We start from the raw sequence: 13,434 nt of genomic DNA, 5'->3' as shown, positions 1-13,434 counted from the left end.
AATATCGGAGTTGTTATGATGACCAACGTCAGCGAACGTCCCGGCGCCGCGCCGGGCGAGGGGATCGGCTTTGTCGGTCTCGGCGTCATGGGCCAGCCGATGGCCCTCAATCTGGCGAAGGCCGGCACCAAGCTCGTGGTCTGGAACCGCTCGGCAACCGCCAGCGATCCGCTGCGGGAGGCTGGCGCGACTGTTGCTGTAAGCATTGAGGACGTGTTCGAGCGCGCCCGCATCGTCATCCTCATGCTCGTCAACGAAATGGTACTGGACGAGGTGCTGCGGCGCGGGACGCCGGATTTCGCCAGGCTGGTCTCCGGGCATATCGTGGTGTCGATGGGCTCCAATCCGCCCGACTATTCGCGCGGGCTCGCCGCCGATATCGCCGCCGCCGGTGGACGCTATGTCGAAGCCCCTGTTTCGGGCTCGCGAAAGCCCGCCGAGATGGGACAGCTCGTGGCCCTGCTCGGCGGCGATGCGGATGCTGTTTCCGAGGTGCGGCCGCTGCTTGCGCTCATGTGCCGCGAAACGATCCTGTGCGGGCCGGTCGGCAATGCGCTCCTGATGAAGCTGACCGTCAATCTCTATCTCTGCACGATGCTGGCAGGGCTCACCGAAGCGGCGCATTTTGCCGAGAGCAATGGGCTCGATCTCAAGACCTTCCAGGCCGCCATCGATTCCGGTCCGATGGCCAGCGATCTGACGCGCGTGAAAATTCCGAAGCTTATCTCGCGAGATTTTTCAGTTCAGGCGGCAACGGCTGACGCGTTCAACAGTACGAAACTGATTGCCGAGGCGGCCCGCGCCGCCGGCATGGCGTCGCCGATTCTCGATCTTTGCCGGACCCTTTATGGCGAGAGCGTCGAGCTCGGCAATGGTCGACTCGACATGGTGTCGGTGGTTGCCGCCATCGAGGCCCGTACCGCAGCACTCAGGCGGAGCTGACTAAAGTATAAATTTCCCCGAGCTTATACTTGGGAAGCCGCTGCGCGGCGCCTATGTTGCATGGAGACCTGAACAGACATTTCTGAAAGGAAGCCGGACATGTCTGCCCTTACGGACAGCAATCTTTTTCAACAGCTCGGTTTGAAGCATCCGTTGATCGTCGCGCCGATGGCCGGTGGCCCTTCGTCGGCGGAACTCGCGGCGGCCGCTTCGGCTGCGGGCGCTCTTGGCGCCATGGGCGGTGCCTATTCCAACGCCGCGGCCATCGAAACCTTTGCAACCCAGGTGCGGCAGCGAACCGACAAACCGTTTTCTATCAATCTCTTCATTCCGCATTCGATCCCGGAGGTTGCTGCCGATCGGGTCGAGCGCGCAGTGGAGGCGACCGCACGATATCGCCAGGAACTGGAGCTGCCGTCGCCGCAGCTTGCTCTTCCCTATGAGGAGGATTTCGACGCGCAGTTCGAAGCGGTTTTGCGCCTCAAGCCGGCTTGTTTCAGCTTCGTCTTCGGATTGCTGCCTGCCGATCATGTCCGCGAGGCGAAAAGGGCCGGTATCCCGTTGATCGGCACGGCGACGACGCTCGAGGAGGCGAGGGCGCTGGAAGAAAGCGGCGTGGATGCGATCACCTTGCAAGGCTACGAGGCTGGCGGCCATCGCGGCATTTTTGATGCGAAGGCGGAAGATCCGGAAATCGATCTCCGCGATCTGCTAGCGCAATGCGCCGGCACCATCCGCGTGCCGCTGATCGCAGCCGGCGGCATCATGACCTCAGGCGACATCCGGGCGGCGCTACAGGCGGGCGCGCAGGCCGTGCAGATGGGAACGGCCTTCCTCGCCTGCACGGAAGCCGGGACATCGTCACCTTATCGCAAGAAGCTTCTCGAAATGCCGGAGCGCCGCACGCGGACGACACGCGCCTTTTCGGGCCGTTTCGCACGCGGCATCGAGAACCGTTTCATGGATGAGATGGATGGGAAGCCCGACGCCATTCTTCCGTTTCCGGCGCAGAACAAGTTCACGCGAGACATACGCGGCGCATCGACGGCGAAAGGATCGCCGGATTTCCTGTCTCTCTGGTCGGGAGCCGGCAAGGGTGAGCTCTGGCAGGGCAGTGCTGCTGGTCTGATCGGTCGCCTTTTCGCAGAGTAATGCGCTCAAAAGAAAGGAGCCGGCAAGCCGGCTCCTGATCATCTCGCAAGGCTAAGAGGCCTCGATTATTCCATGCCGAGTGCAGCCATGTAGGTCTGCAGGATGGATTCTTCTTCCAGGCGTTCGTTCGCATCCTTCTTGCGAAGGCGGATGATGGTACGGATCGCCTTGGTGTCGTAGCCGCGGCCCTTGGCTTCGCCCATGACGTCCTTGATGTCGCTTCCAATCGCGGCCTTTTCTTCTTCGAGGCGCTCGATGCGCTCGATGAATTGACGCAGTTCGGCCGCGGCCACGTTCTCGACGCTGTTCTCTTCCATGCACTTCTCCTAAAGGGTCTCAAGGGGTCGCTTGCGGCCGGTCGCGGATGAGATCGGTGGATCACCGATACGGCACATCGCTTCAGGGCTTGCGCGGTATTTCGAATTCGATCGGGCAGATGACGTGCCGCGAATGGCGCGCAAGGTCAAGCCGGATTGGTGAAGGGAGCGTTAATCTTTCGGCTTGTTCTGCTCGAAAGCGGCTTTTTGCACAGGCGAGGCTTCCTTCTGGTGCAGGTTTTTCCAATCCTCGTAGGGCATGCCGTAGATCATTTCGCGCGACTCGTCCTTGCTGACGGGCAGGCCCTTCTCTTCGGCTGCTTCGCGATACCAGTTGGAGAGACAGTTGCGGCAGAAGCCAGCCAGGTTCATCAGGTCAATGTTCTGAACGTCGCTGCGGTCGCGCAAATGTGCGACGAGGCGGCGGAAGGCAGCGGCCTCAAGCTCGGTCTCTTGTTCCTTGGTGAGTGTTGTCATCTCTTTCTCCTCAATTCGCTTCCGGCTCACGCCTCATAAGGGCCGGTGCGCGAAGGATATCGCTTATATTCATGGAGCGCCGGATCGGCATTGATCTCGGCGAAAATCGGTGTCAGCCGGTCGGCCCATTCGGCAACCCCGGCCTTGTCGCCGATCAGATCCTGACGAACCTCCAGCAATGCGTGCGGAATGCCCTTCATCATGCAATGGCGAAACATCGTGTCGTTGCGCAAGGCGCCGTCATAGGGCTCGTTGTCGCCTACTACGAGATTGGTATCGGCGCCGAGCTTTGCAAGAAGCGGCACGACGGCACGGTCGTCGCTGTCCCAGAGCACGCTCGCATGCCAGGGACGCGGCACACCCTTCCACGCCGGCGTGAAGGAGTGCATCGAGAAGATCAGAGGTGCTTTGCCCGTCGCCTCAGCTACCGCGGAAATCGTCTCGTCGACCGCCTTGTGATAGGGCCTGTGGAAAGCCTCGATGCGGTGGTTCCATTCTTCATCCGTGATCGGGTGATTGCCTGGGATAATCGCGCCGTCCGAGATCTTCATAATGAGCGTCGGGTCGTCCTCGCCGCGGTTCGGATCGATCAGCAGGCGGGAAAAGCCGCCGAGCACGCCCGGCACGCCCAGCCGTTCGCAGAGAGAGCGGCAGAGGCTTTCGATGCCGATGTCATAGGCGATATGGCGGGAAAACGCGGCCTCCGGCAGACCTAAGCTGCCATAAGATGCGGGCAGATGCCGCATGGCGTGGTCGCCGAGAATGACCATGCCTTTGTCACGATTACCGGGTATGAATTCAAATGGTCTGAAATCGGTCATACGGATTGTCGGTTATTAAAATTTTCAACTCTTTGTTTGATTGCATGTGCGGATGGAAGGTGCAAGGTTCGCAACTTCGATCGGATGAAGAGCGGCACATGGTGCCGTCACCGTCCCGTGAAGAAAATATAATCGATTAGAGTTGCGTTGACATTCATAGGATGGCGGCGCAAGAAGCAACAACAACGAATAACCGGGAGCCAATTGGAAGCCGTGTCCAGCCAAGTCGCGCCACGTTTCGTTAAGCGGTCAGGCCCGCTCGCCCGAATCGCCTTCCTCATTCTCGCTGCAGCAGCGCCGTTCTTTTTCATGCCGAATGCGGCCCATGCCGATTTCCGAACGTGCAACGGTACGCAGAACCTCGTTGGCGTGGCGATCGGCTATCGCGCAAAGGACGGCTGGGTGACGGAAGGCTGGTGGCAGATTCCGGCCAATACCTGCGCGACCTTGATCGAGGGGCCGCTACAATCCCGCTATTATTACCTCTACGCAGAAGATGCGGCCCGCGGCGGCCGCTGGACGGGCGACGTCGAAATGTGCGTGGCGGAAAATGAATTCAAAATCCCAGGTGTCAAGGACTGCTACGCGCGTGGCTACCAGAAGATGGGATTCAAGGAATACGACACCGGGCGCCAGGCGAGCTGGATGGTTCAGCTTTCCGAGCCCTCGGGCAGCCAAGAAAGCCAGAATTGATGAGACGCAACAGAAAAGTCAAAATCCTCGCAACGCTCGGTCCGGCCTCCTCCTCGGAGGAAATGATCCAGAAGCTTCATGAGGCCGGGGCGGACCTGTTCCGCATCAACATGAGCCATGCCAGCCATGACGTGATGCGCACGCTGATCCAGCGCATTCGCGCCGTCGAAGCGCGCTGTGGTCGTCCGATCGGCATTCTCGCCGACTTGCAGGGTCCCAAGCTGCGCGTCGGCAAGTTTGCTGAAACCAAGGTCGATTTGAAGCCTGGCCAGACTTTCACGCTCGACAATCAGGATATCCCCGGCGACAACACGCGCGTCTACCTGCCGCATCCGGAGATCTTGGAATCGGTTCAGCCCGGCCATCGTCTGCTGATCGATGACGGCAAGCTGGCGCTGCGTGCCGAAAAGTGCGACGGCAAGAGTATCGTCACAACAGTCATTTCCGGCACGAAGATTTCCGACCGCAAGGGTGTGAGCCTGCCCGACACGCTGCTCGGCGTCGGTGCGTTGACCGACAAGGACCGCACCGACCTCGATGCCGTTCTCGCCACCAATGAAGTCGACTGGGTGGCGCTTTCCTTCATCCAGCGCCCGGAAGATCTGACGGAAGTCCGCAAGATCTCGCATGGCCGCGTCGGCCTGATGTCGAAGATCGAAAAGCCGCAGGCTGTCGAGCGCATCGAAGAAATCATCGAACTCTCGGACGCGCTGATGGTGGCTCGTGGCGACCTCGGCGTGGAAATGCCGCTGGAAGCCGTTCCCGGCATTCAGAAACAGCTGATCCGCGCCTGCCGCCGTTCTGGCAAGCCGGTGGTCGTCGCCACGCAGATGCTGGAATCGATGATCTCCGCACCGGTCCCGACCCGCGCCGAAGTCTCCGACGTCGCGACCGCCGTCTTTGAAGGCGCCGATGCCGTCATGCTCTCGGCAGAATCTGCTTCCGGCGACTATCCGGTGGAAGCCGTTTCCATGATGGCCTCGATTGCCGGCACGATCGAGCGCGAGCCGCACTATCCGGGCATCATCTATGCCCAGCGCGCTCTTCCGGAAGCGACCGGCGCCGATGCGATTTCGCTCGCCGCCCGCCAGATCGCCGAGACGCTGAAGCTTGCCGCCATCGTCTGCTACACCTCTTCCGGCACGACCGGTTTGCGCGCCTCGCGCGAGCGTCCGCAGGTTCCGATCCTGGCGCTGTCGCCGATCATTCAGACGGCGCGCCGTCTGTCCGTCGTCTGGGGCATGCACTGTGTCGTTACCCACGATGCGACCGACCTCGACGACATGGTCAATAATGCCTGCCGTATCGTTGCGGAGGAAGGCTTCGGCAAGCCGGGCGACCGCATCATCATTTCGGCAGGCGTTCCGCTCGGTACGCCAGGCGCTACCAACATGCTGCGTATTGCCTATATCGGTTCGGACGGCCAGTCCGGCGTGTGATTGCCGACATCTGACTGCGGCAGCACCCTGAAATATTCGAAACCCGCTGTCGAAAGACGGCGGGTTTTTTCTTTGAAGCGAAGCGCCTGCAATCCCCCAGGCAGGCGGATTGAGAAGGAGATATGCCAATGAAAGTCGGATTTATCGGATTGGGCCAGATGGGCAGCGCCATGGCCGTCAATCTCATCAAGGCCGGGCATGAGGTGACTGTCTACAATCGTTCACGCGACAAGGCAGAGGCCTTGGTCGGCGAGGGCGCGAAGGTCGCCGCAACGGTGGCGGAAGCCTGCGGCGGCGAGGCCGTCTTCACCATGCTTGCCCATGATGATGCGCTGTCGGCGGTCGTGCATGGCGATGGTGGTGTTCTGGCAAGTCTCGGCAAGGGTGCGGTTCATATCTCCACAAGCACGATCAGCGTCGCCATGTCCGAAAGGCTGACGAGGGAACATGCCGCGGCACGCCAGCGCTTCGTTGCCGCACCCGTCTTTGGCCGTCCGGAAGCAGCTGCCGCGGCGAAGCTCTTCGTTGCTGCGGCAGGTGCGCCCGATGCTATCCGGTCGGTCACGCCGCTCTTCGACGCCATCGGTCAGCGAACCTTCGTGCTTGGCGAGGAGCCGAAGTCAGCCAATCTCGTCAAGCTCAGCGGCAACTTCCTCATCGCTTCGGTGATCGAGTCGCTCGGCGAGGCGATGGCTCTGGTCGAGAAGGGTGGCGTCGACCGGCACGCCTATCTCGATCTCCTGACCTCGACGCTGTTCAACGCTCCCGTCTACAAGACCTATGGTGGGTTGATCGCGGACCGCAAGTTCCAGCCGGCCGGTTTCAGCGCGCCGCTCGGCCAGAAGGATGTTCGCCTGGCGCTTGCCGCTGGCGAGGCGCTGAACGTGCCGTTGCCGCTGGCGAGCCTGCTGCGTGATCGGTTCCTGACTTTGCTTGCGCATGGCGGCGAGGAGCTGGACTGGTCGGCGATTGGCGCGCTGGCGGCCAAGGATGCGGGGTTGGTGGGGTAATTATGCAATCATTGGCGATTGCGTTTGTGGAGAGGCACCTCCCTCTGTCACTTCGTGACATCTCCCCCACAAGGGGGGAGATTGGTAACTCGCGGCGCGGATGCCCATCAAACGAATATTGAGTGCGCAGAAACTTTAGTCTGTTGGTTGGAAAAGTGGGAGCGACAAGCTCCAAACGATCTCCCCCCTTGTGGGGGAGATGTCGCGACAGCGACAGAGGGGGTATCAGCGGTTCGGCATAGTGGAAGCTTTGCCAACCAACCAGCCCCTTGCTAACCACTCCGCCACATGCAACCTTCCTCCCTTCGAGAGGAGGGACCCCAATGCATTTCACCACGCTGCTCGCCTTTGCCGCTGTTTCCTTCATCGGTATCGCAACGCCGGGGCCGACCGTGCTTCTGGCGCTCACCAACGGCTCGCGCTTCGGCGTCAGGCGCGCCTTGCCAGGCATGGTTGGTGCGGTCCTCTCCGATGCGGTGCTGATCAGCGCCGTCGCCATCGGTCTTGGTGCTCTGCTGGCGGCCTCCGAATTCTGGTTCTCGGCCCTGAAATGGGTGGGTGCGGCCTATCTCGCTTTTCTTGGCATCATGATGCTGCGTTCGAAGGGAACGATTGACGGCGCCCTGCAGGCGAGCGCAAGCCAATCGAGGGGAACCACCTTTTCCATTGGCCTGAAGAGCTTCATGGTCGCCGTCACCAATCCCAAGGGCTATCTCTTCTTCTCGGCTTTCCTGCCGCAGTTCATTGATCCCTCGGCGCCGCAGATGCAGCAATATGTCGTTCTGGGCGCGATCTTCGCGGCGCTCGATTTCACGATCATGTTTGGCTATGCGGTGTTCGGTTCGCAGGCCGTGCGCGTCCTGAAGTCGGAAGGGGCGAAATGGCTTGAACGCGCCTGTGGCGGCGCGCTTTTGGCACTTGCCGGATCGCTTGCGCTCTATCGTCGCGCCGTCAACTGAAGGCGGAGCGGGCGCTCCGCTCCGCCCCGCCCCTGTGTCTTGCCGAATTCGGGATGGAAAACCGCTCCGCGCTTGTCCTGAAATTGCTTTAGTGGCGGCTTAGCGCCGCTTCGAAAACTTCCCTGTCGACATTGCCGCCTGAGGTGACGGCGATCACGGTATCGCCGTCGATGTCCTTGCCGTGGAAGAGTGCCGCGGCGAGCGCGACGGCGCCGCCCGGCTCCAGCACGATCTTCAGGCGAGTGAAGGCGAGCGCCATGGCCCTTTGTGCCTCCTCATCCGAGACGACGAGGCCGGGGCCGCAGAGGCGCTTCAGGATCGGGAAGGTGAGGTTGCCCGGCTGCGGCGTGATGATGGCGTCGCAGATCGAGCCTTGCAGCGCGGCATTGCGCTCGATCTTGCCAGAGGCCAGTGAGCGGGTGGTGTCGTCGAAATTTTCCGGCTCGCACGGGCGCGCCTTCAGGCCCGGCGCGCGGGATTCGAGTGCGAGAGCGATACCCGAGGTCAGGCCGCCGCCGCCGCAGGGGACAAGGACGCTTGCGGCCGTAATGCCTTCCTCTGCCGCCTGTTCGGCGATCTCCAGCCCCGTCGTTCCCTGGCCGGCAATAACCTGCGGCTCGTCGAAGGGCTTTATGAGGGTCAGGCCGCGCTCCCTGGAAATACGGGCACCAATCTCGTCGCGATCTTCCTTGATGCGGTCATAGAGCACGACCTCGGCGCCGAAGGCGCGGGTATTGGCGATCTTCAGCTTCGGCGCGTCCGTCGGCATGATGATGACCGAGGGCACGCCGTGCAGCTTTGCGGCCAATGCCACGCCCTGCGCATGGTTGCCGGAAGAGAAGGCGATGACGCCTCTGGCACGCACGGTCGGCTCCAGCGCGGAGACGGCAGACCAGCCGCCGCGAAACTTGAAGGAGCCGGAATGCTGCAAGCATTCGGCCTTCACGAACAGGCGGCGGCCGGCAATTTCATCGAGAAAGGGCGAGGACAGAAGCGGCGTGCGGCGCGCCCGGCCGCCGAGGCGAGCGCGGGCGGCTTCGATCATTGCGATATCGACCATGGGGGATCACTCTTCGGATTCAGGAAGACTTTCCATCCATAAAGCGCCCGCCTTTCCTTTAAAACAAGGAGATTGTCTCCATGACATTTCAGGCGACGCCTGGCAGCGAGAGGTGTCCGACATTGTAGGTCTGCAGACCGGATCGGGCCGGATCTTTCGGCGGCTCGGCCAGCAGACGGAAACGCACCAGCGTCCAGTGGGTCGGCTCGAAGGCAGCGACCGAGGCGAGCGCTTCGCCGTTCGGTATGGCCTGTGCCGCTGCCTCGGTCTCCTTCGCGCGGAGTTCGGCAAGCGATGTTTCCGTGTCGATTGCGACCACCTCGCGTGTGGCGAATTTGGCGCGGCGAATGTCCGCAGATGTCTCCGCGTGCCAGGCGATCCAGGTATTGATCTGAGGACGGCCGAAGTTCTCGGTCAGGGCGAGGAAGCCGGGGCCGCAAACGAAGTCGCTGAGGCCTTCCTCCTGCTGCCAGACGTAGAAGGGGGAATAGAAATTCTGCCGGCTCCCTGTGATGGCGTCGCCCTTTCTTGCCGTGAGGTAGGCCTTGAACTTCAGGCCTGGGAGATTGTCGAGCAGCGGGCCTTTTTCGCGGATGCGGCGATCAATGATCGCCATGTCGTAATCCGCGGGGAGGGGGAAATTATATTGCATGGCGATCATCGGTCATTCCTCCAGCCACGTTACGGCGCTTCCATCCTGCGCCGCCTGGATGCTGATATAGGAAAAGGCATTCTCCGGCGCCGCACCGTGCCGATGGCGCTCGTTCGGTGCGAAGCTGATGCAGTCGCCGGCACGCAACTCCTCCGCCGTGCCGCCGAAGCGTTCGGCAAGCCCGACACCGGACAGAACATAGAGGATCTGTCCATGCGGATGTGTATGCCAGCGCGTCATCACGCCGGGTTCCAGCGCACAGCGCATGGCTGTGAGGTCGCCGTTTTCAGTGCTTTCCACGAGCGACTCCACCAGGAAAGAGGCAGTTGCGATGCCTTCCGGCGATGGCCGCATGTTCGTGCCGGCGCGATGTATGGCCGGCGTTCGGGTCGATGTGGTCTGTGGCATCGCTCTCAGACCTGTTCGATCATCTGCGCGCGACCGTCGGAGAAGGACCAGTCCTCGCGTGTCGCCGTAGTGATGGTGATCATGATGTCTTCGGGGCGGACACCGGGGGCGTCTGCAAGAAGCTCGGCAACCCGACGATAGAAAGTCTTCTTGACTTCCGTGCTGCGCGGCTTGCCAATCGTGACGTCGAAGAAAACATAATCGTCCGAACGCGGCTTGCTGGCGAAATAGGTGCGATCGAAGATAAGCTCATGCGGCTCCAACTGGTGAATGGACTGGAAGCGATCTGTCGGCGGCACCTCGAAGGCTTCGACCAGGGCGCGGTGAAAGTTGTCGGACAGTGCCTTCAGATATTCCGGTGACTTGCCGCGCAGAAGGGTGATGCGGGTGAATGGCATGGGATTGCTCCTGTTTTCGTGTCTCTTGACGATCATAGAATGCCAGCAGATAATCATCCTGAAAATCAGATAATTCAGGATAAATAGTCCTAAAAATATGGATGATTACCTATGCGAAAGGTCATCTTCGATCTCGATGTGCTGCGCAGCTTCGTTACCGGCATGGATCTCGGCAGCTATGCCAAGGCGGCCGACAGGCTCGGGCGTTCGACCTCTGCGATCAGCGCTCAGCTCAAGAAGCTTGAAGAACAGGCGGGCATGCCGATCTTCCGCAAGGCGGGGCGGGGGCTGGCACTGACGGAGGCCGGCGAGACCATGCTTGGCTATGCCAGGCGGCTGCTGGACCTGAATGACGAGGCGGCGACCGCGCTGCACGGGGCGGAGCTGGAAGGTTGGGTGCGCCTCGGCTTGCAGGAGGATTTCGGGGAGACGCTGTTGCCGGAAGTATTGGGTCGCTTCGCCCGCGCGCATCCCAAGGTGCGTATCGAGGCGCGCGTGGTGCGCAACGTGGAGCTTGTGGAGAGGGTGACGTCAGGCAAGCTCGATCTCGCGCTTGCCTGGAGCGATGGTTTCCGCACGGCGCATACGGATCGCATCGCCGAGGTGCCGCTTTGCTGGGTTGGCCCGGCGAATAGCGCGGTGCAATGGCACGCCGATAGCGGCGAGGTCATGCCTTTGGCCTCGCTCGAGGCGCCGTGCCTGCTGCGCAACATTGCCACGAAAACGCTCGATCGCGCCGGCATCGGCTGGCGCATATCCTTTGTCAGCCCGAGCCTTGGAGGCCTTTGGGCGGCGACGGCCGCCGGCCTCGGCCTGGCGCTGCGAACGCCACTCGGCCTGCCGCCAAAGGTACGGCAGATGACGCCGGGCGAGGCCGGTCTGCCGGCCTTGCCGAAGCTCGATCTCGTGCTGCATCGCGCCGAGGCGGACGCAAGCCCGGCGACGGAACGCTTGGCTTCGATCATGCTGCAGGCGGTGCGACAGACGATCGAGACCGTGCCGAAGAGCCGGGTATTCGAGGGCGTGCCCGACTACGATGTCGTGACCGTCTGAGAGACGGTACCGGACTCGACTGGCTTTTCCGTCAGGCTGGCGATGCGGATTTCCGCCTGTGCCGCAAGCACTTGCAGATCGCGCGGATGGCCTGCCAGTTGCTCCATGGCTGCAATCGCAACATCCGTCGTCACATAATCCGGCTTGTGACCGAGATTGCGGATGGTAACGAGTTCGGCGTCTGCGATATCCCGTGCAAGTCCGCGCGAGTGCAGTTTCTCCAGCACGACATCGTCGCTGTCGCCGGTGATGATGATCGTGGGGGCTTTGATCTCGCTGTAGCGCGGCGCATGGGCGGAGACATAGGCAAAGAGATTGACCACGTCGATGGCGTTGTTGCGGAAGGTCTGCGGCCGCAGCACCAGTTCCGGTGCTGTCTTCATGATGTAGTCCGCCGGTCGCGCATTCGGGTGGAAGATGCTGAGCGTGCCGGTCTCGACCCGGCGCAAGCCGAGCGGGATGACGAAGAGCTGGGTGAAGAGCCAGCCGAAGACGGGCGTGGCGGCCAGCGTATAGTACCAGTCGACGCCACCGGGCCAGGGATGAGTGGCCGGTGCGAGAAAGAGCAAGCCCTTGGTCTTATCGGGATGGCGCATGCCGAAGGCGGCCGCAATCGCGCCGCCGAAGGAGTGGCCGACGATAATGGCGTGCTTGATGCCGCGCTTGTCCATCAGCCGGGCAATGGCGTCGGCCTGACCGGAGGGAAGGGCGTTTTCGGCAGCCCCGCGTTCGGAATAGCCGTGACCGGGACGATCGACGAACAGCATTTCGGCGCGGCCGCTTAAAGGTGCTGCGAAGGCTGCGAGCTGATCGCGCAGATTGCCGCTGGCGCCGTGGATGAAAACCAGCGTGGGTAGATCCGCGGTCCTGGGGCGCGGCAGATGCACGGCGTTGAGGCGATAGCCGCCGATATCGGTAAGTTCGCCAATATTGGGATAGGCCTGCTCGATGGCACGGGTCTTATAGGCGGAAAAGCCTGCGGCGAGAATGACAAGGAGAGCGACGACGGCGAACAGAGAATCGATCATTGCGGCACGGATCAAATATCTTAAGCCACTAATCTAGCGCATTGTTGTGACTTTTCACCCCATGGGGTGCGGTTTCTGCGTTGTGGGAAGCGGCGGTTGCAAAAATCAGGTGCGGCTGCCGGCAATCTTTTCCGACAGCTTGGCCGCCTCCTCCTGAGCCGATCGATTCGCCGGGTAGACTTCCAGAAAGCGGTCCCAGACCCTGAGAGCCTGTGCGTCGTTGCCGCTTTCGGTCAGGATCGCCGCCATGCCGGCCAGCGCGCCGAAATGGCGCGGCTCGATTCGCAGAACCTGATTGATGTCTTCCATCGACTTGCGATAGTCACCAATGGCGAAATTGAGCGTAGCGCGCCGGTTCCAGCCTTCGACATAGTCGGGCTTCAGCGAGATCACTTGATCGAGATAGTCCATGGCGGCGGCATTGCGCTTGTCCTGAATGGCCTTGTCGGCCCATTGCATCAGGAGATTGATGGTGGCGCTGCCGGAATCGCCGAGCTGGGCATTGATCTGATCCGCAATCAGGCTTGCCTGGTCGGGATCACGCTGCCGTTTCAGCGCGGTGAACAGATTGTCGAGCTGCTGCTTGGGCGACAGGGTGCCCGAGGAATCGCCGGGACTCTGCTTTTCCACAGGGTTCGGCTCATCAGCCAGTGCCGCATGGGGTGCGGAGGCAGTCAGAGCAAGCAGAATCGGCAGGGCTATATATGACAAAGCAAAAACGCGCATGGCGGGCATAGTAGCCCGCCAATGTCGAAGATCAAACCAAATTTGATGCGATCAACTAAAACTGAGGCCCGATCCATGGGATCTGAGCCGCGCGCTATATCAGCCCTGACGAGCCTTGTAGCGCGGGTTCAGCTTGTTGATGATGTAGATGCGGCCCTTGCGGCGGACGAGACGGTTGTCACGGTGGCGCGCCTTGAGCGACTTGAGCGAATTCTTGATCTTCATTTTTCTGATCCGCGATCTCTGAGGGGGAATGTCACATTCGCCCGGGTCTTTAACAATCAAAAGCGCGCTCAGGG

Annotated in this window: 17 protein-coding genes; 7 read left to right on the top strand and 10 right to left on the bottom strand. The window is 61.4% G+C overall.

Annotation, left to right across the window (positions count from 1 at the left end):
- Positions 1 to 18: 18 nt before the first annotated feature.
- Entirely contained in the window at positions 19 to 942 is a 924-nt protein-coding gene (locus AC13Q5_RS10445) for an NAD(P)-dependent oxidoreductase (protein ID WP_488501609.1), read from the top strand.
- Positions 943 to 1,041: 99 nt separating this feature from the next.
- Positions 1,042 to 2,094, top strand: a complete 1,053-nt coding sequence (locus AC13Q5_RS10440) for an NAD(P)H-dependent flavin oxidoreductase (protein ID WP_488501608.1) — start codon at positions 1,042 to 1,044, stop codon at positions 2,092 to 2,094.
- 65 nt (positions 2,095 to 2,159) lie between these two features.
- On the opposite strand, the gene AC13Q5_RS10435 is transcribed toward AC13Q5_RS10440, so the two are convergent.
- From AC13Q5_RS10435 to AC13Q5_RS10425, 3 genes are all read right to left on the bottom strand, one after another.
- Positions 2,160 to 2,411 carry a DUF2312 domain-containing protein gene (locus tag AC13Q5_RS10435; RefSeq protein WP_015341059.1) on the bottom strand — a complete coding sequence of 84 codons (252 nt, stop codon included), beginning with the start codon at positions 2,409 to 2,411 and terminating at the stop codon, positions 2,160 to 2,162.
- A 171-nt stretch (positions 2,412 to 2,582) separates the two neighbouring features.
- Positions 2,583 to 2,888: a DUF1244 domain-containing protein gene (locus AC13Q5_RS10430; RefSeq protein WP_075851601.1), complete on the bottom strand. Its 306-nt coding sequence runs from the start codon at positions 2,886 to 2,888 to the stop codon at positions 2,583 to 2,585.
- Between the two features lie 26 nt (positions 2,889 to 2,914).
- Positions 2,915 to 3,709 (bottom strand): N-formylglutamate amidohydrolase, encoded by a 795-nt coding sequence (locus AC13Q5_RS10425; RefSeq protein ID WP_457878949.1) that lies wholly within the window; start codon positions 3,707 to 3,709, stop codon positions 2,915 to 2,917.
- Positions 3,710 to 3,913: 204 nt separating this feature from the next.
- Here AC13Q5_RS10425 and AC13Q5_RS10420 point away from each other — a divergent pair, with 204 nt between their 5' ends.
- From AC13Q5_RS10420 to AC13Q5_RS10405, 4 genes are all read left to right on the top strand, one after another.
- Positions 3,914 to 4,402 carry a DUF1036 domain-containing protein gene (locus AC13Q5_RS10420; RefSeq protein ID WP_069613236.1) on the top strand — a complete coding sequence of 163 codons (489 nt, stop codon included), beginning with the start codon at positions 3,914 to 3,916 and terminating at the stop codon, positions 4,400 to 4,402.
- A complete protein-coding gene (gene pyk / locus AC13Q5_RS10415; protein WP_075851599.1) occupies positions 4,402 to 5,841 on the top strand; it encodes a pyruvate kinase in 1,440 nt (479 codons plus the stop codon). Before AC13Q5_RS10420 ends, pyk begins: the two co-directional genes overlap by 1 nt.
- Positions 5,842 to 5,969: 128 nt before the next feature.
- A complete protein-coding gene (locus AC13Q5_RS10410) occupies positions 5,970 to 6,851 on the top strand; it encodes an NAD(P)-dependent oxidoreductase (protein WP_488501607.1) in 882 nt (293 codons plus the stop codon).
- A 323-nt stretch (positions 6,852 to 7,174) separates the two neighbouring features.
- Complete coding sequence (locus AC13Q5_RS10405; protein WP_488501606.1) at positions 7,175 to 7,810, top strand: LysE family translocator; 636 nt, start codon at positions 7,175 to 7,177, stop codon at positions 7,808 to 7,810.
- An 88-nt stretch (positions 7,811 to 7,898) separates the two neighbouring features.
- On the opposite strand, the gene AC13Q5_RS10400 is transcribed toward AC13Q5_RS10405, so the two are convergent.
- The 4 genes from AC13Q5_RS10400 to AC13Q5_RS10385 form a co-directional block, all read right to left on the bottom strand.
- Positions 7,899 to 8,870, bottom strand: a complete 972-nt coding sequence (locus AC13Q5_RS10400; protein ID WP_488501605.1) for a threonine ammonia-lyase — start codon at positions 8,868 to 8,870, stop codon at positions 7,899 to 7,901.
- Positions 8,871 to 8,958: 88 nt separating this feature from the next.
- Positions 8,959 to 9,531 carry a DUF4865 family protein gene (locus AC13Q5_RS10395; RefSeq protein WP_488501604.1) on the bottom strand — a complete coding sequence of 191 codons (573 nt, stop codon included), beginning with the start codon at positions 9,529 to 9,531 and terminating at the stop codon, positions 8,959 to 8,961.
- 3 nt (positions 9,532 to 9,534) lie between these two features.
- The gene (locus AC13Q5_RS10390; RefSeq protein WP_488501603.1) at positions 9,535 to 9,930 is read right to left on the bottom strand and encodes a cupin domain-containing protein; all 396 of its coding nucleotides are present in this window, start codon (positions 9,928 to 9,930) and stop codon (positions 9,535 to 9,537) included.
- Between the two features lie 5 nt (positions 9,931 to 9,935).
- Positions 9,936 to 10,328, bottom strand: a complete 393-nt coding sequence (locus AC13Q5_RS10385; protein ID WP_488501602.1) for a tautomerase family protein — start codon at positions 10,326 to 10,328, stop codon at positions 9,936 to 9,938.
- A gap of 111 nt (positions 10,329 to 10,439) precedes the next feature.
- On the opposite strand from AC13Q5_RS10385, the gene AC13Q5_RS10380 reads away from it, so the two are divergent.
- Positions 10,440 to 11,381, top strand: a complete 942-nt coding sequence (locus AC13Q5_RS10380) for a LysR substrate-binding domain-containing protein (RefSeq protein WP_488501601.1) — start codon at positions 10,440 to 10,442, stop codon at positions 11,379 to 11,381.
- On the opposite strand, the gene AC13Q5_RS10375 is transcribed toward AC13Q5_RS10380, so the two are convergent.
- The 3 genes from AC13Q5_RS10375 to ykgO form a co-directional block, all read right to left on the bottom strand.
- Positions 11,360 to 12,409, bottom strand: coding sequence for an alpha/beta fold hydrolase (locus AC13Q5_RS10375; RefSeq protein ID WP_488501600.1), 1,050 nt, complete (start codon positions 12,407 to 12,409; stop codon positions 11,360 to 11,362). The genes AC13Q5_RS10380 and AC13Q5_RS10375 overlap by 22 nt on opposite strands.
- A 105-nt stretch (positions 12,410 to 12,514) precedes the next feature.
- A complete protein-coding gene (locus AC13Q5_RS10370) occupies positions 12,515 to 13,144 on the bottom strand; it encodes a tetratricopeptide repeat protein (RefSeq protein ID WP_075851590.1) in 630 nt (209 codons plus the stop codon).
- 90 nt (positions 13,145 to 13,234) lie between these two features.
- Complete coding sequence (gene ykgO / locus AC13Q5_RS10365; RefSeq protein ID WP_003582204.1) at positions 13,235 to 13,360, bottom strand: type B 50S ribosomal protein L36; 126 nt, start codon at positions 13,358 to 13,360, stop codon at positions 13,235 to 13,237.
- Between the last annotated feature and the right edge of the window lie 74 nt (positions 13,361 to 13,434).

The sequence above is a fragment of the Martinezella sp. CNPSo 3964 genome (assembly GCF_057784375.1).
Note: the sequence above shows the minus strand (reverse complement) of the source record. Positions and strands in the feature narration are given on the sequence as shown.

Excerpts from the sequence above, each read along its gene's own strand:
- AC13Q5_RS10445 (WP_488501609.1), top strand. The coding sequence starts at position 19 with ATGACCAACGTCAGCGAACGTCCCGGCGCCGCGCCGGGCGAGGGGATC.
- AC13Q5_RS10440 (WP_488501608.1), top strand. The coding sequence starts at position 1,042 with ATGTCTGCCCTTACGGACAGCAATCTTTTTCAACAGCTCGGTTTGAAG.
- AC13Q5_RS10435 (WP_015341059.1), bottom strand. The coding sequence starts at position 2,411 with ATGGAAGAGAACAGCGTCGAGAACGTGGCCGCGGCCGAACTGCGTCAA.
- AC13Q5_RS10430 (WP_075851601.1), bottom strand. The coding sequence starts at position 2,888 with ATGACAACACTCACCAAGGAACAAGAGACCGAGCTTGAGGCCGCTGCC.
- AC13Q5_RS10425 (WP_457878949.1), bottom strand. The coding sequence starts at position 3,709 with ATGACCGATTTCAGACCATTTGAATTCATACCCGGTAATCGTGACAAA.
- pyk (WP_075851599.1), top strand. The coding sequence starts at position 4,402 with ATGAGACGCAACAGAAAAGTCAAAATCCTCGCAACGCTCGGTCCGGCC.
- AC13Q5_RS10410 (WP_488501607.1), top strand. The coding sequence starts at position 5,970 with ATGAAAGTCGGATTTATCGGATTGGGCCAGATGGGCAGCGCCATGGCC.
- AC13Q5_RS10405 (WP_488501606.1), top strand. The coding sequence starts at position 7,175 with ATGCATTTCACCACGCTGCTCGCCTTTGCCGCTGTTTCCTTCATCGGT.
- AC13Q5_RS10400 (WP_488501605.1), bottom strand. The coding sequence starts at position 8,870 with ATGGTCGATATCGCAATGATCGAAGCCGCCCGCGCTCGCCTCGGCGGC.
- AC13Q5_RS10395 (WP_488501604.1), bottom strand. The coding sequence starts at position 9,531 with ATGATCGCCATGCAATATAATTTCCCCCTCCCCGCGGATTACGACATG.
- AC13Q5_RS10390 (WP_488501603.1), bottom strand. The coding sequence starts at position 9,930 with ATGCCACAGACCACATCGACCCGAACGCCGGCCATACATCGCGCCGGC.
- AC13Q5_RS10385 (WP_488501602.1), bottom strand. The coding sequence starts at position 10,328 with ATGCCATTCACCCGCATCACCCTTCTGCGCGGCAAGTCACCGGAATAT.
- AC13Q5_RS10380 (WP_488501601.1), top strand. The coding sequence starts at position 10,440 with ATGCGAAAGGTCATCTTCGATCTCGATGTGCTGCGCAGCTTCGTTACC.
- AC13Q5_RS10375 (WP_488501600.1), bottom strand. The coding sequence starts at position 12,409 with ATGATCGATTCTCTGTTCGCCGTCGTCGCTCTCCTTGTCATTCTCGCC.
- AC13Q5_RS10370 (WP_075851590.1), bottom strand. The coding sequence starts at position 13,144 with ATGCCCGCCATGCGCGTTTTTGCTTTGTCATATATAGCCCTGCCGATT.
- ykgO (WP_003582204.1), bottom strand. The coding sequence starts at position 13,360 with ATGAAGATCAAGAATTCGCTCAAGTCGCTCAAGGCGCGCCACCGTGAC.